We start from the raw sequence: 18,450 nt of genomic DNA, 5'->3' as shown, positions 1-18,450 counted from the left end.
CACAAAATCCCCATTTCTCTGGTACGACCAGAACTGAAAAGCCAGATATTACAAAGGCTCTACGTTTCCCTAATAGCATGGCTACAAAGTGTAAGGAAATACGTCTAACTTTCCGCCTACTACCAGTATAACGGTACGCACAGACTCGCTAACAAAAAGAAAAGCCAGCTCACGCTGGCTTCATAACAATAAGGTAACCACCCGGACTTAGAGAGAGCTATCACCACATACAGCAAGTAGCTGATCGCGCATCCAGATGTGACCTTTGTCCTTCTGTGACGACTCATGCCAGCTCAGGTAACCGGCAATCTTGGCCGACTCAACCGGTAGCGGTAAGATCTTCAGCTGTTGGCTGGCAGCGGTCACATTAGCAAGCCAGCGCGGCACTACAGCAATCAGCTCAGACTGGCTAACCACATACATGATGTTGCTCAGGCTCGCGCCTTGGTAGGCTTCCTGGTAGCTGGTATGAGAATGATAGATGTGGTCGGCAAACATCTTCACCCCAGGGATCGACTTCATTACCGCATGTTGCTCTTGGCTAAATTCAGCCTCACTGATCGTCTCGCCGATACGCGGATGGTTACCCGCAGCCACGACAACCAACTCATCGGTAAACAGTTCAGTACTGCAGAAGCCCGGCTCATCAAAGCGCACGTAATCAATAACAAAATCGATATCCTGGTAACGCATTTTCTGGGTCAGTTCAGCGTCCAGTTCAGCTTCAACCTGCACACGTACATACGGTGCTTGTTCGGCAACATTGCTCAGAATACGCGGTGCAAAACGCATATCAGAAGGGCTGCACACCGCCAGCTTAAAGGTACGGGTTGACGTTTCTGGTGAAAAAATAGAAGACGGCAGCTCATTTTTCACCAACTGCAGTGCCTGACGTAGAGGACCAAACAACTGCTTGGCACGCTGGGTAGGCTGAATACCGCGACCATGACGGATAAACAGCTCATCGTTGAACATCACCTTCAAGCGAGCAACGGCATTACTTACTGCCGGCTGGGACATACCCAAGTTGTGTGCTGCACGGGTGATGTTCTGCTCCTGCATCACTGCATCAAATACAGTCAACAGGTTCAAATCAACGCTACGTAAGTTGGATTCCATTTTGTACCCATCAGCAGGGTGAATAGATGAATTTCTGCGTGCCATTATTTGCCTCTATAGATTACCGTTATGGGGCAAAATCCATTATGCCGCCGGTGAATAACTGGGCATTCCAATGCCTCTGAAAACTGACTCCCTCTCTCGGGGTGGTGCCAGTATGTTTCAAATAGATTGACGAAATAAATAGGCGAGTGTCAGCAAATTGATGCAGTGATATATAAAAATCTGAATTCAGAATACAAACACTTACATTTCATGACGTTAGGTTGGATATAAAAAGATCTAAAATATCTATAATTAAAATAAAGCTTCAATTATAAGCAAAATTAAAGGGTTGGAAGAGACAAAAAAAGGCCTAAATCGGCCTTTTAAAATAAGGTGAGCGTCGAAAAATCACACCGATGTTATTGAAGATTTGTAGCGGCTTGGCTCAGCGTTTGTATACCATTCAATCATCGCTTCTTCGACAACCTCAGGGTACTCAACCTTATCCCATAACTGCTGCCATAATTCATCACAGTTATGCCACTCCCCCGAGAGAACCCAGCTAGCAACAGCCTTTGCCACATCTGGGATGTTAACCCTGCCGGCTGGGATACTATCCAGCCAATTTCTCACCGCAGCAGGGTCAAGGTAGCTCATCGAGTTAGCCAATCCCATCATCTCCAGCGTCATCACATTGCTGAGCTGCTCATACTGGCCATGGAGCGGTTTGAGCAATAACTTCTTGCCGAGGTTCATCGCTTCCGAGGGCAGTTCGAACCCACCATTGGCAATCACCCCACAACATTGATGCAAGCGGTGGTGAAAGCTTTCCCGGTTGAGCTGACGAACGCTGACATTGTTATACTCACTGTCTTCACTAGCTTCAGGGTGGTAGCAGTAAAAATGAATTTGAGTAAATCGAGTCAGCAGCTCAAGCACTGCTGGCAAGCTCTCAAATGGTAAATAAACCAACACCGACCTATCATTGGCTCTCGGCGCCTCGGTAACGGGCACGATCGGCGGTAAGATCATCTGGTTGAAGTGAAACCAATGCACCCCTAATTGCTGAACCGTCGGGGCAAATCCTCTTATAACCATACTATCAAACCAAGTTTGTCCCTGAGTCGGGATATCATGCAAAAAGGCATTCTGATGGCTAATGCCAATACTGTGGACCTTCTGCCTCTTGGCAGCCCAAGCCGACACCGGCTCAAAATCATTAAGCACTACATCATAGCCAGACACATCGAGATTGCTGACATCCCTGACAAAGGTGCCAATCTGGTTACTGGTCAGGGTTTTCCAGCGGCTCACTTCGCCGTTTTCAGTCACAAAGGTTAGCCCGCGCCGGGTTTGGAAATCACCGAAGCAGTCCATATCGAAATAGCGGTTGTCCGGTCGACCTGAGAACAGGAAGTCCACATCGGCTCCCAATGCCGAAAACGCCCTCGCCATTTCACGCGCTCGAGAAATATGACCGTTCCCTGTTCCCTGAATACCATAAAGGATTTTCATCTATTGGATACTCCTTAAAAGCTCACCAGCTGGAAGCAGAAAATGCCCAGCAAAGCCCCGGCAATGACATCGGTAATGTAGTGCACGCCTAGCAATACTCGGGAAAAGCCGATAGCTATCGCCCACGGCCAAATAAACCAGGCTGTATCGGGGTAGAACGCTGTGATAAGCGACGCCATCACAAACGCCGCTGCAGTATGGCCCGATGGCAGGCTGTATTTATCCGACGGGGTAATGAAGCTCGGCAACGCAGCCGGGCGATTGCGCTTTAAGCTGTTTTTTAGGACAAGGTAAACGGGGAGCTCAAGGGCAAAGGCCAGCAGGCCTGTTTCCACGACCTCTGCGCCCTGCAAGGGATCGGCGATCCACACCAGTGCCGCGAAAATCACATACAGGTGACCATCCCCGGTGTGGGAAACCGCGCGACTTAACTGCGCAACCTGAATGTTGAAACGGTGACAAAGGCAAAGTGCCGAAAAAGCGTAGTCCATTCGCTGTAACGGTGTCAGTAAGGTCATTGTCCAGATCCTAAGCTGATTAACTCTTGTTCAGATTAGGAAAGGGATATGACATCGCAGTGACGCTTTGGAGGAGGGATAATGACAATCCTTCCGCGCCCTGTACAGAAAAGAACAACGGAAGGATTATCTGTAGCTATGAAAATTAAACGCTACGCAGAGACCAATTTTTCGTGGCGGTGCACCAACTTGAAGTCAGAGAGAATGACATACGCCGCCGGGATCATAAACAGCACCAGCAAGGTCGAGGTGAAGATCCCGAACACAATCGAAATCACCAAAGGCTTTATCACTTGAGCCTGTAGGCTGGTTTCCAACATGAGAGGCAACAAACCAGCAGCCGTCGTCAAGGAGGTAAGGAACACCGCCCGGAATCGCTCGCGACTCGCTTGTACCACGGCCTTCTCAATATCGTCACCATCATCGAGATGATGCCGGATGTACTGCACCAGCAAGATAGAGTCATTGACTACTACCCCGGCCAGCGATACAAAGCCCATCATACTCGGCATACTCAGCGGGTGCCCCAGCAGTAAATGGCCCCAGAATACCCCGATCAACGCGAGTGGTATCGCCAGCAATACCACGAACGGCTCGAGGTAACTGCGGAACTGGAAGCTGAGGATCACAAACACACCGAAGATACCCAGCATAAAACCGGTCGCCATCGACTGGCCGGTTTCCGCGGTATCCTTAGCCGCCCCTTCGAAATCAAAGCGCAGTCCCGGGTAGTCCTGCTGCAATTGGGGCATCAGCTTGGTTCTGAACTGGTTCAGGACTTCGCCAGAGCTGATCACACTCTCTTGCAGGTCACCATACACACTGAGTGTGCGCAAACCATTGATCCGCTGGATACGGACATAATTACGCTGATGCTCGAGAATAGCCACTGAGGCCAGTGGGATCTGGCTGCCATCGGACAAAATGATCGGGAAACTCGATAAGTTTTGCAGATCTGCCGCCCGCTCTTTGTTGAACATCACTTCGATTTCAATGTTCTCGGGACCAATCTGGATTTCATCAGCAGTCTGGCCGAAATAGGCCGAACGGAGCTGGGAAGCTATCATCTGGCCATCGACACCAAACGCCTCCGCACCAGGACGCAATCGGATCAGCACTTCAGGTTTACCCATCCGCATATCATCTAGCACGCCAGAGACCCCAGCAAACTCATTGAAGAACTGCTGCGTTTCGATAGATGCGGCCTTGAGCATCGCCAAGTCATCGTGCTGCATCCGTACTTCAATAGCACGCCCACCCGGCCCCATCATTGGCTGCTTGTAAACCAAGGCCACCGGGGCGGCCAGCTCGCCAACATCTTCCCGCCAGGCATCGATAAACTCATCAATCATACTGTTGCGGATCTCGGCACTGAGCAAATCAAGCCTAACTGTAGCGACATGCGGCCCGTTCTCGTCAGCATCGGCATTGAAGTTGAATTGCTCGGTGATATTCCTCACCAAAGACTCACCGCCTTCGTTACGTTCGCTCCATTCTTCATTAAGGCGTTTTGCCGAAGCCACGATTTCATCGACCACCGCTTCGGTCTGACCCAAGGTAGAACCCGGTGGCAAAATGACCCTCGCTTCGGCAATGTCGCCATCCAACTCGGGAAAACCAACAAACTTGAGCCCTCCACCTGCCAGTAAGGCAAATGAGGCAAACAGCAAACCAATAACTCCGCCGACAAACAGATAGCGCCACTGTACGACCACAGCCACCATTTTCACTAAGCGCTCATTGCGGAACCGTTCAAACCCGGCCAAGAATCGCTGCTTCCAGCGGGGCGGAAGCTTCTCTTGTTTCTGGCGATGCAAGGAGTGACTGAGGTGACTTGGCAGGATCAAAAACGCCTCGATCAAACTGATCGACAGTACCAAGATCAACACCTGCGGCACTACCCGCAGCACCGCCCCCATCTCCCCTTCGAGGAAAATCAAGCTGCCGAAAATACAGATGGTGGTAAGGAATGACGACACGACCCCCGGCAACACTTTCTTCACTCCGTTGTATACCGCATCCTGGATCTTTTGCCCGCGATCAAGGTGGGAGGCTATCGACTCGGAAATCACGATCGCATCATCCATCATGATCCCGATCGCCATCAGCAAGCCAACGAGGGACATGATGTTGATTGACAGCGAGAAGGTCGCCATCAAGTACATACTGCCGAGGAAGGCGACCGGCAGCCCTGCGGCAATCCAGAACGAATAGCGGAAAGAGAAAAACAACCACATGACGGCAAAGACCAATATCACCCCCTGCCAGCCATTTTTGACCATCATGGTCAAACGGTCCCAAAGCAAAGAAGAAAGATCATTGGTCAAAGTCAGGGTTACGCCAGTCGGCGCGCGCTGGTTTTCAGCCTCGACAAAGGCTTCGACCCGCTCTTTGATCCGCAGTGCATCATCTGCTTTATTCTTGCTGATCCGCAGCATTGCCGACGGCACACCATCAAACAACACCTTCTGTTCATCAAGGGCAAAACGGTCGGTAATGGTCGCCACATCCCCTAACCGCAGCACCGCCCCCTGGGCATCGGCGCCGACAACTGTGCGGGCAATCGTCTCAGGCGTAATTTTCTGCTCATCAAAACGAATCAACAAATTACGGTCTGCCAACTCGATATTGCCGCTAGGCAGTTTAATATTCTGCCGGCTCAGCTTGCTGGCGATATCACTGACACTGAGCCCTAGCTGGCGAATCGCCACCTCATCGAGTTCCACCCGAAGCTGGTGATCGGAAAAGCCACTGACTTCGACCAACGAGACACCGTAGTCGAGCTTGAGGGTTCGTTTGAGCTGTTCGGCATAAGCTTTGAGGTGCGGCAAGCTGGTGTCGGCTTTGATCGCGACATCTACCACCGGCTCGTTCCAGTCCAGCTCACGGACAATCGGTGACTCGATTTCAGTCGGGAAATCATTAATCGCGTTGATCTGGGTCTGAACATCCACCAGCATCCGCGATACGACTTCGCTATTGGTTAACTTGAGGATCAAAGATGCCGAGCCTTCCACCGCTTCACAGCGGGTCTCAACAATATTGGCCAGCCCATCAACGGCATCTTCCATTCGCATACAGATGCTCTCTTCCACTTCCTGTGGCGAAGCACCCGGATAAACCACCGAGGCAATGATGTAAGGCGGCGCAAACTCAGGGAAGGTTTCGCGTTTGATCTTCGGCAGCGACACTAGGCCTAAAATGATCAGTGCCAACATCATCAGATTGGCAGCGGTTGGGTGGCGGGAGAAATAACGGATCATGATGCCGGCTCCAGATCATATACCTGACCTTGATCTTGGTCTTGAGCCTCTTCAACAGGCTTGCCATTAACCGTCACAACTTTAAGCGCCATACCCGCCACAGCAGGCAAGAGATCATTAACCACCAGCTGGGTACCGGATGCTAGATCACCGTTAATCGCCACTTGGCCGTCACGGCGAAACAATACTGTAACCGGCTGAATTTTCAGGTTGCTATCGCCATCGACCAAATAGACTTTATCCCCATGCAGGGCCCGCTCGGGGATCACCCAATGCGGGTTAGGCTGGCCCGAAAGCCTGGCTTCGACAAACATACCGTTGACCAATGGCGGAGCCGTTTCTGGTGATAATTGGCTATAGTCCTGATCCACCTCGAGGATCACCCCGACGGTTGCCTGGTTGGCACTCACCGTATCGCTGATCCGGGTCACCTCAGCCGGCCACTGTTGGATAAAGCTACCACTCGAGAGCTGGATACTGGCACTGAGATCCAGCTGATCGGCGCGCGGCTTACCATCAGCATGGGCAGTGTATTGAGTCAGGCTGGCCGCCAATACCTGCATGTCATGCAGGGCGATTTGGGCATCAATTTCTACCGTATCTATACCGTGAGCCACTACCATCACCTGCTGGGTATTGACGACCTGATCCTGCTCGATATCGACCGTGGAGATCCGGGCATCAATCGGCAAGGTGATCACGGTTTTTTCCAGCGAGCGTTTCGCCTCCCTCACTTGCGATTGGTTGACTTCCAGCTGGGCGAGCGTCACTTTTCGCTCATTGGGCAGCACGATGAGTTGGTTCTCGATTTCCTGCACCACTTTTTGGCTGGCCAATGCATTCTGCTGCTCAAGGTCAACCGTCGATTGCGAGGTTAGCCCTTTGGTTCGTAGCTCCTGCTTTCGCGCTAACTCTTTCTTGCTGATTGCCAGGCGATTTTTTTCTATCTTAAGCGTCGTTTTGAGATTTTGCTCTTCCTGCCCGAGCTTGGCCAACTGGGCCTGACTAGCACTGACGTCTGCTTCGGCCTGTGCCAAACGCAGCTCGTAATCAAGCGGGTCAATTTTCAGCAACACCGTTCCGGCGTCGAGCACCCGCCCCTTGTTCAAATCAGGGTGGCGATATACCACCTTGCCCGAGACTTCGGCGATAGCCTGCCATTCTACCTTGGGGGCAACCCGGCCAAAGCCCGCCGCTTGTGGTGCGAGCAACTGCTGCTCAAGATTAATCACATCCACCACCCGGGCCCGCTCGAGCGCCGGCTTCACTTCCGGTGACGGACGCAGGTTAATGGCCAGTACCAAAATCACCACACCAACCAATACAGCAGGGAACAGGAGTAATTTTCGATTCTTCAGCATGGTTTATTCTCTTCCTTTGGCATTGTCAGGCCACGTACCAGCAAATTGACATTGTGCTCGGCCAGTTCAGCCAGATAAACTTCATCCATTTCAATATTTTGCAGTGTCAGCAACGAGGGCGGAATGAGAAAAGGGAATACCATCAAACTGATAAAACTCATTCTCGCCTTATCCGGGCAAACGTCAGCCCTGAGCTCACCTTGCTTTTGCAATTGCTGGAACATCACTTCAATCGCCGGGCGTGCCACCTCGTTGAAGATCTTTTCCATGGTCTGACGCTGCAGATCTGCCGGCTCCATCATCATGGCCCGGGCGATCAATTTCGGCATGTCCGGGTTCGGTGCCATGATACGATAATAGGTACGCATCAAATCACCGATAGAGGCAAAGTCCCCTTTGTTCAAGGCAACTTTCAACTGGGCATGGATCGGGGTAATCGTCTCTCTCAGCATGGCTTCATACAGGCCAGCCTTGTTGGCGAAATAGTAGCGGATCAAAGCGACATTGACGTCAGCACGGTTAGCGATCATTCGTGTCGACACCTTGCCGTAAGGCAAGCTGACAAACAGCTTCCTCGCTTCAACAATCAACCGCTGCCGGGCATCTGAATCACCGACAGGGCGTCCTGCCTTACCCACCATGACGCCTCCCTAAACCTTCTGCTATAACGCACATTCTGCATTCACTTCGCTCAATTAATCACTTGATTAATTTTAAGCTTTGCCCGTCAGACTAACAGGGCATTAATTCCCCACAATTTAATCAATTGATTAATTTTAATATATGAGAGATTTACCCTCTTTGATGTGATACCAACAAAGAAATAACATTCTGCTTTGCCTTTACTGGTTATAAACTCCGCCCTTTCCATGCGACTCCGCCATAGCTACTATGAATACAACTGGTCAGATTTGTCATCACAACCACGGAATATCAACTGAATAACCAAGAAAAGAAAATAAACATGCAATTTAGGGTTGACTGCCAGCCTGTCTATTTGGTATTCATTTGTTAACCAAGTTTGTGGATATATTTCAATTATGAAAATGCGTTTCTCATCTCTTCTCCTAAGCCTCCTCCTTATCGTGACAAGATCGCGCGGGTAGCTTATGGGTGAGAAACACCACTAAGAATTCAAAAAACCCGCGCAGACTGCGCGGGTTTTTTCTTATACAGGCCAGCGCAAGCGGATGCAGACAACGCCAATAACGGCAGCCAATGAAAGGAAGTAGCAATGAAAGATCAGGTCATCATTTTCGATACCACGTTACGGGACGGTGAACAGGCCCTATCCGCCAGCCTGACGGTAAAAGAAAAACTGCAGATCGCTTATGCCCTTGAACGCCTTGGCGTTGACGTTATCGAGGCGGGCTTTCCTGTATCCTCTCCGGGCGATTTCGAGTCGGTCCAGACCATTGCCAAACACATCAAGAACAGTCGCGTCTGTGCTCTGTCCCGCGCTGTTGCCAAAGACATTGATGTGGCTGCCGAATCGTTGAAAGTGGCAGAAGCATTCCGTATCCATACCTTCATCTCGACCTCGACAGTCCACGTGCAGGACAAACTGCGCCGCAGCTACGATGACGTGATTGAGATGGGTGTTGCTGCCGTCAAGCGTGCCCGCAACTACACCGACGATGTCGAGTTCTCATGTGAAGATGCCGGCCGTACCCCAATCGACAACCTGTGCCGTATGGTTGAGGCGGCAATCAATGCCGGTGCCACTACCATCAATATCCCAGATACCGTAGGCTATACCTTGCCGAGCGAGTTTGGCGGCATCGTCGGCCAGCTGTTCGAACGCGTGCCTAATATCGACAAGGCGATTATCTCGGTGCACTGCCACGACGACCTAGGCATGTCCGTTGCCAACTCGATGGCGGCGGTCCAGGCTGGTGCCCGCCAGGTAGAAGGGACAATCAACGGTATCGGTGAGCGTGCTGGTAACTGTTCGCTGGAAGAGATCGCCATGATCATCAAGACCCGCGCCGAATTACTGGGTGTTCACACCAATATCAAGCACGACGAAATCCACCGCACCAGCAAGATGGTCAGCCAGTTGTGCAACATGCCGGTACAGGCCAACAAGGCTATCGTCGGTGCCAATGCCTTCAGCCACTCTTCAGGCATCCACCAAGATGGCATGCTGAAGAATAAGAACACTTACGAGATCATGACCCCTGAGTCGATTGGTCTTAAAAACCAAGCCCTTAACCTAACTTCACGCTCGGGCCGTGCGGCAGTGAAGAGCCACATGGATACCTTGGGCTACACCGAAAACGAATACAACCTAGACGAGCTTTACGCCGACTTCCTGAAACTGGCCGACCGCAAGGGCCAGGTATTTGACTACGACTTGGAAGCCTTGATGCACTTTGCCAACCTGCGCGAGGAAGATGACTTCTTCAAACTGAACTACCTAAGCGTACAGTCAGGCAGCGTGATGGCGACCACCAGTATCAAGCTACAGTGTGGTGACGAAGAGAAATGCGAAGCCGCTGTCGGTAACGGTCCGGTTGATGCGCTTTACCAATGTATCTACCGCCTAACCGGTTACGACATCGTATTGGATAAATTCGACCTGACCGCCAAAGGCGAAGGGGAAGATGGCCTAGGCCAAGCCGACATCATCGCCAACTACAAAGGCCGCAAGTACCACGGTACCGGCTTGGCGACCGACATTGTCGAAGCATCAGGACAAGCACTACTTCACGTGATCAACAGCATTCATCGCGCCGATCAGATTGCAGAAATTAAACAGAAATCCCAAATGGAGACAGTATAACCATGGCAGGTACATATAAGATTGCCGTTCTACCGGGTGACGGTATTGGCCCAGAAGTAATGCAGCAGGCCCACAAAGTGTTGGATGCTGTACAAGAGAAATTCGGCTTCACCCTAACGTGCAACGAATACGATGTTGGTGGTATTGCCATCGACAACCATGGTTGTCCACTGCCGGAAGCAACACTAAAAGGCTGTGAAGACTCCGATGCGATCCTGTTTGGTTCAGTCGGCGGCCCGAAGTGGGAACACCTTGCACCGAACGATCAGCCTGAGCGTGGTGCATTGCTACCATTGCGCAAGCACTTCCAGTTGTTTTGTAACTTGCGCCCGGCACAGATCCACAGCGGCCTGGAAGCATTCTCGCCACTGCGTGCCGATATCTCCGAGCGCGGTTTCGATATCGTTGTGGTCCGCGAACTAACCGGCGGTATCTACTTCGGCCAGCCGAAAGGCCGTGAAGGCGAAGGCCCGGAAGAGAAAGCTTACGACACCGAAATTTACCACCGCTACGAAATCGAGCGTATTGCCCGTATCGCTTTCGAGTCGGCGATGCTGCGTAACAAGAACGTATACTCCATTGATAAAGCCAACGTACTTCAGAGCTCTATCCTATGGCGTGAAGTAGTTGAGGAAGTGGCAAAGGACTACCCGGAAGTCACCTTGAACCACATGTACATCGACAACGCGACCATGCAGTTGATCAAAGACCCGTCGCAGTTCGACGTGATGCTGTGCTCGAACATCTTCGGTGACATCATCTCGGACGAGTGCGCGATGATCACAGGTTCTATGGGTATGCTGCCTTCAGCCAGCCTGAACCAAGACAAGTTCGGCATGTACGAGCCAGCAGGCGGCTCGGCACCAGATATCGCAGGCAAGAATATTGCCAACCCAGTCGCACAAATCCTATCTGCCGCCCTGATGCTACGTTACAGCCTGGGTGAAGAGCAGGCGGCACGCGCTATCGAGCAAGCGGTATCGCAAGCACTGGAAGCCGGTGAACTTACCGCAGACCTAGCGGGCAACAGCCCGGCACTAAGCACCAGCGAAATGGGCGACAAGATTGCCCAGTACGTTCGCCAAGCCTAATCGCAGCAAGGAGCAAACGAGCAATGTCTACGACTAAAGCGCCTCAGACGCTATACGAAAAAATCTACGATGCCCACGTTGCGGTTGCCGCCGAAGGCGAAAACCCAATCCTATACATCGACCGTCATTTGGTACACGAAGTGACGTCACCGCAGGCCTTTGACGGCCTGCGTGAAAAAGGCCGCAAGGTGCGCCAGGTTGGCAAAACGTTCGCGACCATGGATCACAACGTCTCGACCCAGACCAAGGACATCAAAGCCTCTGGCGAAATGGCCCGTATCCAGATGGAAACCCTGGCCAAAAACTGTGAAGAGTTCGGCGTTACCCTCTACGACCTGAACCACAAATACCAAGGCATCGTCCATGTCATGGGCCCAGAGCTGGGCATTACCCTACCGGGCATGACAATTGTCTGTGGTGACTCGCACACGGCAACCCACGGAGCATTCGGCTCTCTGGCCTTCGGTATCGGTACTTCGGAAGTCGAGCATGTATTAGCGACCCAGACCCTTAAGCAAGCCCGTGCCAAAACAATGAAAATTGAAGTGAAAGGCAAGGTCGCTGAGGGCATTACCGCCAAGGACATCGTGCTGGCTATCATCGGCAAGACCACAGCTGCCGGCGGTACCGGCCACGTGGTGGAATTCTGCGGTGAAGCGATCACTGACCTGACCATGGAAGGCCGCATGACGGTGTGTAACATGGCTATCGAGCTTGGTGCCAAAGCCGGCCTTATCGCCCCAGACCAAACCACCTTCGACTACATCAAGGATCGTAAATTTTCGCCAGCAGGCGGCGATCTAGAAGCCGCTATCGAATACTGGAAGACACTGAAAACTGACGATGATGCCAAATTCGATACCGTAGTTACCCTAGAAGCCAAAGACATCAAGCCACAGGTAACCTGGGGCACCAACCCTGGCCAGGTAATTGCCGTGGATCAACCTATTCCTGCGCCAACTGACTTTGCCGACCCTGTCGAGCAGGCGTCAGCTGAAAAAGCACTGGCTTACATGGGCTTGGAAGCGGGTAAGAAGCTGTCTGACTTTGCTATCGACAAAGTGTTCATTGGCTCTTGTACCAACTCGCGCATCGAAGACATGCGTGCAGCCGCTGCCATTGCCAAAGGCCGTAAGGTAGCTGCCAACGTCCAGGCGCTTGTGGTTCCGGGCTCGGAGCAGGTCAAAACCCAGGCTGAAAAAGAAGGGCTGGACAAGATCTTCATCGAAGCCGGTTTTGAATGGCGTCTACCGGGTTGTTCAATGTGCCTAGCCATGAACAATGACCGCCTAGGCCCAGGTGAGCGCTGCGCATCAACCAGTAACCGTAACTTCGAAGGTCGTCAGGGCCGTGACGGTCGTACTCACTTGGTGAGCCCAGCGATGGCGGCAGCGGCTGCGTGTGCAGGGCACTTTGTTGATATTCGCGAACTAGACAACGTTGCAGTGACGGCTTAAGAGAAGGAACGAGACAATGACAGGATTTAAACAACACACTGGTTTGGTCGTTCCTTTGGATGCCGCCAACGTCGATACCGATGCCATTATCCCGAAGCAGTTTTTGCAAAAAGTGACCCGCACAGGTTTTGGCAAGCACCTATTCCATGACTGGCGCTTCCTAGATGATGCTGGCGAGCAGCCAAACCCAGAGTTTGTGATGAATGCGCCGCGCTACCAAGGTGCAAGCATTTTGCTGGCGCGCGAAAACTTCGGCTGCGGCTCATCCCGTGAGCACGCGCCATGGGCTCTGGCTGATTACGGTATCCAGGTAATGATTGCTCCGAGCTTTGCCGATATCTTCTACGGCAACTCGATCAACAACCAGATGGTGCCGGTTCGCCTGACCGAGCAGGAAGTCGATGAGATCTTCCAGTACGTCGAGGCAAACGAAGGCGCGGAGGTCACCGTTGACTTGGAGGCCATGCTAGTAACGGCCAACGGCAAGCAATATAGCTTCGAGATTGACGAATTCCGTCGCCACTGCCTACTGAATGGCCTGGACAACATCGGCCTGACCTTGCAGCACGAAGACAAGATTGCCGAATACGAAAGCAAGATCCCTGCGTTCTTGGCGTAACGCCGTTACTGTCTTCACTAAAAACCGATAACATTAACGCCCCGGCTCACTATGACTGGGGCGTTTTTTTGTCTTTTTTGCAATAAACCTAGCTACCAGCAGGTCGTCTAAGCTAAACCCTGTCGTCTCTTGGGACCAAGATTAAGGATGTTCTATGCGCTTTTTTGTCAGCCTGCTGTTTCTCTTGCTATCAGCCAGCACCGTTGCCGCCCCCAAAGCCGATCTCTGGCCTTACTGGCAGCAATATGCCACATCTAACTCACAAAAGGTTGATCACAGTCGCTGGCAGCGCCTGCTTGATAAGTACCTGGTCGTCCAGCCCCAACAAACCTTGTTTCGCTATGGCCGGGTTTCGGACGGCGACAAGTATGAACTGGACCGTTACCTGCGCGACCTGACCAAGCTAAACCCGCACCAATTAAACCGCAACGAACAGTTTGCTTACTGGGTTAACCTCTACAATGCCCAAACAGTCAAATTGATCCTCGATAACTACCCGGTCTCTTCCATCACAAAATTGGGTGGCTTCTTCAGCTTTGGCCCTTGGGATGAGAAAGTGCTCACCATTAACGGCAAGACGCTTTCCCTCAACGATATCGAGCACCGGATTTTACGTCCGATCTGGCGCGATCCGCGCATTCACTATGTCGTCAACTGTGCCAGCCTGGGTTGCCCCGATCTCCAGCCCGACGCTTTCACTGCAAGCAACACCGAACGCTTGCTGGAAAAATCGGCCACCCGCTTTATCAACAGCCGCAAGGGCGTCAACCCTCAAGGCAATAAAACCCAGCTCTCTTCGATTTATGAATGGTATGGTAGCGACTTCGGCTCCACAGCCCAGCTCCAAAAGCACATCAACCAGTACCGTCAAGGAGCATCAATTACCCTTGGTAACGTCAGCTATGACTACAACTGGTCGCTCAACGATGCCAAGTAGCCTGATCAACCGTATAGCTTCATCGATGGAGCTATTAGCACAGGAGACGTTTGCACAGGAGCCGTTCGCATAGCAGCCTTTAGCAAAGGACCAGTTAGCATAATATTGCCTTCCTGCTGGCAACCTGTATCCCGCCACATTACAATAACAAACGTTCTCATTGGGGAGCGCTTGTACCTGACCAAATAGGCCTTGTTATAAGCTGCTGAGATTGCTGCGGCAAAACCCACAGAACCTGATCCAGTTAGTACTGGCGTAGGAATTGAGTTCGCCACGGTAAGCCTTCTTATCTTGCAAAGCCGGCATGACGCCTGCTTTCTGCTCAACCCTGTGCCGCTCGTACGATTATTTTTCCTCTTGCCGGACGCAAGAGCATCAGGAGCGCATAGTGAAAAAATTACTCCCACTTGTTACGTTGGCCGCCATGCCGGCATTGGCTGCGGACAACACCCTTACGGTATACACCTACAGCTCTTTTGCTTCCGACTGGGGGCCGGGGCCTGCTATCGAAAAAGCGTTCGAGGCGCAGTGCGAGTGTAATTTGGAGTTCGTGGCATTGGACGACGGTGTATCCATCCTCAACCGTATCCGGCTTGAAGGTAAACGCACCAAGGCCGACATATTACTAGGTCTCGATAACAACCTGATTGCCGAAGCCAAGAAAACCGGCTTACTGGCCGAGCACCAAGTGGACACCAGCAAGCTAACCCTACCAAACGGCTGGAGCGATACCACCTTCGTCCCTTACGACTACGGCTACTTTGCCTTTGTCTATGACAGCACCAAACTGGAAACCCCACCGAAAAGCTTGGATGAGCTGGTCAACCGTGATGACCTATCCATCATCTATCAAGATCCGCGTACCTCTACGCCGGGCCAAGGCCTGATGCTATGGATGAAATCGGTATACGGCGACAAGGCCCCGCAAGCCTGGCAGCAACTGGCCGGCAAGACTGTAACTGTCACCAAAGGTTGGTCCGAGGCTTATAGCATGTTCCTCAAAGGCGAGTCCGATATGGTCCTGTCATACACCACCTCGCCAGCCTACCACCTGATCGCCGAGCAGGACGACAAGTACAAAGCCGCCGATTTCAGTGAAGGCCATTACATGCAGGTAGAAGTGGCCGCGAAACTGAAAAGCAGCCCGAACCAAGCCCTGGCGGACCAATTCCTGGCCTTTATGCTAACGCCTGAATTCCAGTCAGTGATCCCGACGGGTAACTGGATGTATCCGGTAACGGATGTCGCCCAGCCAGCCGAGTTCAAGCTGCTCACCCTGCCGGGCAAAGCCCTGGAGTTTTCTGCCGAAGATGTTGCCAAGCAGCGTCGCAGCTGGGTTCGCGAGTGGCAGCAAGCCTTGACCAAGTAGTAGGCACTTACTTTTGAATACACGCAACACCCAACTGATGCCCGGCCTGATCACCGCCGGGCTCATTCTTTGCCTGGTGGTAAGCGCCCTCGCCGCCCTGGTCAATGAAGCTAGCGATCTCGATATTGCCTCGCTATGGCATGATCCTTATCTACGTCACATTACAGGTTTTTCCTTCAGCCAGGCTCTGCTCTCAACCCTACTGAGTACCCTACCTGCCATTCCCGTCGCCTACGCGCTATCACGCCGGCAGTTCCCGGGCAAAGCCTTGCTGATGCGGATCTTTGCCATGACCTTAGTTTTGCCGGTACTGGTCGCGGTATTCGGCCTGCTGGCGATCTACGGCAACAACGGCGTATTAACCAGCTTACTGGCTAAGCTGGGATGGCAGGGCAGTTTCTCCCTCTATGGCCTGCAAGGGATCTTGCTCGCTCATGTATTCCTCAACCTGCCATTGGCAACTCGCCTGTTTGTCCAAAGCCTGGAAGGGGTCCCGTTTGAGCAGCACCAGCTAGCTACCCACCTGGGTATGTCGAGCTGGCACACCTTCCGCTTTGTTGCCTGGCCGAGACTGCGCCAGCAGCTCCCCCATGTCGTCGGGCTGGTCTTTATGCTGTGCTTTACCAGTTTTGCCGTCATCATGGCACTGGGCGGCGGCCCGAAGGCAACCACCATTGAGCTGGCCATCTACCAAGCCTTGCGCTACGACTTTGACCTTGCCGGCGGTGCTATTCTCGCCTTGTGGCAGATGCTGCTGTGCTGCAGCCTTGTATTGTTGAGCCAACGCTTTGCCAAGCCGCTGGCTACCTCGAGCCAATCTGTCGCTAACCCGCGCCAAAGCCAATTTGACTCACTTGCCAGCCGCTGCTGGGACTGGGGATGGATCGGCCTTGCCTTGCTGCTGGTGCTCCCGCCGTTGGCTGCAGTTATCATTGCCGGGATCAATAGCCAAACCCTCGACTCGCTGGGAGCTCCCGGGCTGTGGCAGGCAGTACTCAACTCACTGCAAATCGCCAGCTTAGCGTGCCTGTTGGCGGTCATTGGTGGTGTTGCCATTCTTTTGACCAGCCGGCACTGGCGCCTCCAGCACCGCCGCTGGCAGGCGGACGGCCTAGATCTGATCGGTACTATCATCTTGGTCACGCCGGGACTGGTCTTGAGTACCGGGATCTTCTTGCTACTGCGCCATTTTACCGATGCCTTTGCCGCCGCTTTCTGGGTGGTGGTTGCGGTCAACGCCCTGATGGCCCTGCCGTATGTACTCAAGACCCTGAGCCAACCGATGCTCCATGTGGCCCAGCAATATGAGCCCTTGTGCCAAAGCCTTGGCATGACCGGGCTATCACGGCTCAAACTGGTGGAATGGCGGGCTTTGAAAAAGCCTTTTGCCCAATCTCTGGCTATCGGCTTTGTCCTGTCACTCGGTGACTTGGGTGCCATCGCGTTGTTTGGCAGCCAGGACTTCCAAACTCTGCCGCTCTACCTGTTCCAGCTGCTCGGCAGCTACCAGATGGACGCAGCTGCCGTAGCGGCGCTGATCCTGCTCACCCTCAGCCTAGGCTTATTCTCCTTGGTTGAAAAACTGATCATCCGGAATCCATGATGCTAAATTTGCAGCAATTACAACATTGCTTCCACCACCCGAAGCAACCCGGCCAATCCACCCAGCTTAGCTTCGATCTCAGCGTCGATACCGGGGATATCGTCGCCCTCGTCGGCCCGAGCGGGGCTGGGAAAAGCACCCTGCTTGCCATGGTCGCCGGTTTTCTTACCCCGGATAGCGGCACGCTCACCGTCAATGGCCAACCGATCAGCCAACTGCACCCGGCCAAGCGCCCACTCTCTATCTTGTTCCAGGAGCACAACCTGTTCCCGCACCTGAGCGTGTATGAAAATATCGGCCTTGGCCTGAGCCCAGCACTGAGACTGGATCGCGCCCAAAAAGAGCAGGTGGTAGTGGCAGCCGCGAAAGTGGGGTTACAAAGCTACCTTGACCGATTGCCGGAGCAACTCTCCGGTGGCCAGCGCCAGCGGGTCGCTTTGGCGCGTTGCCTGATCCGCCAGCGGCCTCTACTACTGCTAGACGAGCCCTTCTCGGCGCTTGATCCCGCACTGAGGAAAGAGATGCTGGAGCTAGTCAGGAAGCTCGCTAGGGAGCAAGGCACCACGGTACTGATGGTCACCCACAGCCCGGAAGATGCGTTGAAGATTGCCGACAAATGTGCCTTCATCTACCAGGGCAAAGTGAAAGTCTTCGGGCCGTGCCAGGAGGTCTTGGCTTCACCAAGCGATCCTGCTCTCCAGCACTACCTCGGTCACTAGTTACCAAGTATCTGGCACCTAGTAAACGAAGTATAAAAACAGCCCAAAAAGGAAAAAGCGAGCCAGTCGGCTCGCTTTTGCGAAAAGGGAAACGTATGGAGCCTATATG

14 protein-coding genes and 1 riboswitch are annotated in these 18,450 nt (G+C 52.7%); of the genes, 8 read left to right on the top strand and 6 right to left on the bottom strand.

The features are described 5' to 3' along the window. Nucleotides 1–207 precede the first annotated feature (207 nt). The 6 genes from leuO to ACXAD4_RS16530 form a co-directional block, all read right to left on the bottom strand. Nucleotides 208–1,164, bottom strand: coding sequence for a transcriptional regulator LeuO (gene leuO / locus ACXAD4_RS16555; protein WP_475242868.1), 957 nt, complete (start codon nucleotides 1,162–1,164; stop codon nucleotides 208–210). A gap of 348 nt (nucleotides 1,165–1,512) precedes the next feature. Further along, nucleotides 1,513–2,619 carry an MJ1255/VC2487 family glycosyltransferase gene (locus ACXAD4_RS16550; RefSeq protein WP_475242867.1) on the bottom strand — a complete coding sequence of 369 codons (1,107 nt, stop codon included), beginning with the start codon at nucleotides 2,617–2,619 and terminating at the stop codon, nucleotides 1,513–1,515. A 14-nt stretch (nucleotides 2,620–2,633) separates the two neighbouring features. Continuing rightward, entirely contained in the window at nucleotides 2,634–3,137 is a 504-nt protein-coding gene (locus ACXAD4_RS16545) for a phosphatase PAP2 family protein (protein ID WP_475242866.1), read from the bottom strand. 152 nt (nucleotides 3,138–3,289) lie between these two features. Further along, nucleotides 3,290–6,400 carry an efflux RND transporter permease subunit gene (locus ACXAD4_RS16540; RefSeq protein ID WP_475242865.1) on the bottom strand — a complete coding sequence of 1,037 codons (3,111 nt, stop codon included), beginning with the start codon at nucleotides 6,398–6,400 and terminating at the stop codon, nucleotides 3,290–3,292. After that, the gene (locus ACXAD4_RS16535) at nucleotides 6,397–7,761 is read right to left on the bottom strand and encodes an efflux RND transporter periplasmic adaptor subunit (protein ID WP_475242864.1); all 1,365 of its coding nucleotides are present in this window, start codon (nucleotides 7,759–7,761) and stop codon (nucleotides 6,397–6,399) included. Before ACXAD4_RS16535 ends, ACXAD4_RS16540 begins: the two co-directional genes overlap by 4 nt. Then, a complete protein-coding gene (locus ACXAD4_RS16530) occupies nucleotides 7,755–8,402 on the bottom strand; it encodes a TetR/AcrR family transcriptional regulator (RefSeq protein WP_475242862.1) in 648 nt (215 codons plus the stop codon). Before ACXAD4_RS16530 ends, ACXAD4_RS16535 begins: the two co-directional genes overlap by 7 nt. 593 nt (nucleotides 8,403–8,995) lie before the next feature. Here ACXAD4_RS16530 and leuA point away from each other — a divergent pair. From leuA to thiQ, 8 genes are all read left to right on the top strand, one after another. Continuing rightward, nucleotides 8,996–10,546, top strand: a complete 1,551-nt coding sequence (gene leuA, locus ACXAD4_RS16525; protein WP_107299607.1) for a 2-isopropylmalate synthase — start codon at nucleotides 8,996–8,998, stop codon at nucleotides 10,544–10,546. A 2-nt stretch (nucleotides 10,547–10,548) separates the two neighbouring features. Further along, nucleotides 10,549–11,637, top strand: coding sequence for a 3-isopropylmalate dehydrogenase (gene leuB, locus ACXAD4_RS16520; protein ID WP_317523887.1), 1,089 nt, complete (start codon nucleotides 10,549–10,551; stop codon nucleotides 11,635–11,637). Between the two features lie 23 nt (nucleotides 11,638–11,660). After that, nucleotides 11,661–13,094 (top strand): 3-isopropylmalate dehydratase large subunit, encoded by a 1,434-nt coding sequence (gene leuC / locus ACXAD4_RS16515; protein ID WP_475242861.1) that lies wholly within the window; start codon nucleotides 11,661–11,663, stop codon nucleotides 13,092–13,094. Between the two features lie 16 nt (nucleotides 13,095–13,110). Continuing rightward, nucleotides 13,111–13,713 carry a 3-isopropylmalate dehydratase small subunit gene (gene leuD / locus ACXAD4_RS16510; RefSeq protein WP_107299610.1) on the top strand — a complete coding sequence of 201 codons (603 nt, stop codon included), beginning with the start codon at nucleotides 13,111–13,113 and terminating at the stop codon, nucleotides 13,711–13,713. Between the two features lie 154 nt (nucleotides 13,714–13,867). After that, nucleotides 13,868–14,650: a DUF547 domain-containing protein gene (locus ACXAD4_RS16505; protein WP_475242860.1), complete on the top strand. Its 783-nt coding sequence runs from the start codon at nucleotides 13,868–13,870 to the stop codon at nucleotides 14,648–14,650. Between the two features lie 151 nt (nucleotides 14,651–14,801). Then, a riboswitch (TPP riboswitch) is annotated at nucleotides 14,802–14,929 on the top strand. A 109-nt stretch (nucleotides 14,930–15,038) separates the two neighbouring features. Next, on the top strand, nucleotides 15,039–16,019 hold the full coding sequence (gene thiB, locus ACXAD4_RS16500; protein ID WP_475242859.1) for a thiamine ABC transporter substrate binding subunit: 981 nt from the start codon (nucleotides 15,039–15,041) through the stop codon (nucleotides 16,017–16,019). Between the two features lie 37 nt (nucleotides 16,020–16,056). After that, a complete protein-coding gene (thiP, locus tag ACXAD4_RS16495; RefSeq protein WP_475242933.1) occupies nucleotides 16,057–17,622 on the top strand; it encodes a thiamine/thiamine pyrophosphate ABC transporter permease ThiP in 1,566 nt (521 codons plus the stop codon). Continuing rightward, nucleotides 17,622–18,341 (top strand): thiamine ABC transporter ATP-binding protein, encoded by a 720-nt coding sequence (gene thiQ, locus ACXAD4_RS16490; RefSeq protein WP_475242931.1) that lies wholly within the window; start codon nucleotides 17,622–17,624, stop codon nucleotides 18,339–18,341. The genes thiP and thiQ overlap by 1 nt, the downstream gene beginning before the upstream one ends. Nucleotides 18,342–18,450 lie beyond the last annotated feature (109 nt).

The organism is Photobacterium sp. AWH4_225, assembly GCF_056158405.1.
Note: the sequence above shows the minus strand (reverse complement) of the source record. Positions and strands in the feature narration are given on the sequence as shown.

Coding starts and splice junctions, on each gene's coding strand:
- leuO (WP_475242868.1), bottom strand. CDS start 1,164: ATGGCACGCAGAAATTCATCTATTCACCCTGCTGATGGGTACAAAATG.
- ACXAD4_RS16550 (WP_475242867.1), bottom strand. CDS start 2,619: ATGAAAATCCTTTATGGTATTCAGGGAACAGGGAACGGTCATATTTCT.
- ACXAD4_RS16545 (WP_475242866.1), bottom strand. CDS start 3,137: ATGACCTTACTGACACCGTTACAGCGAATGGACTACGCTTTTTCGGCA.
- ACXAD4_RS16540 (WP_475242865.1), bottom strand. CDS start 6,400: ATGATCCGTTATTTCTCCCGCCACCCAACCGCTGCCAATCTGATGATG.
- ACXAD4_RS16535 (WP_475242864.1), bottom strand. CDS start 7,761: ATGCTGAAGAATCGAAAATTACTCCTGTTCCCTGCTGTATTGGTTGGT.
- ACXAD4_RS16530 (WP_475242862.1), bottom strand. CDS start 8,402: ATGGTGGGTAAGGCAGGACGCCCTGTCGGTGATTCAGATGCCCGGCAG.
- leuA (WP_107299607.1), top strand. CDS start 8,996: ATGAAAGATCAGGTCATCATTTTCGATACCACGTTACGGGACGGTGAA.
- leuB (WP_317523887.1), top strand. CDS start 10,549: ATGGCAGGTACATATAAGATTGCCGTTCTACCGGGTGACGGTATTGGC.
- leuC (WP_475242861.1), top strand. CDS start 11,661: ATGTCTACGACTAAAGCGCCTCAGACGCTATACGAAAAAATCTACGAT.
- leuD (WP_107299610.1), top strand. CDS start 13,111: ATGACAGGATTTAAACAACACACTGGTTTGGTCGTTCCTTTGGATGCC.
- ACXAD4_RS16505 (WP_475242860.1), top strand. CDS start 13,868: ATGCGCTTTTTTGTCAGCCTGCTGTTTCTCTTGCTATCAGCCAGCACC.
- thiP (WP_475242933.1), top strand. CDS start 16,057: ATGCCCGGCCTGATCACCGCCGGGCTCATTCTTTGCCTGGTGGTAAGC.
- thiQ (WP_475242931.1), top strand. CDS start 17,622: ATGCTAAATTTGCAGCAATTACAACATTGCTTCCACCACCCGAAGCAA.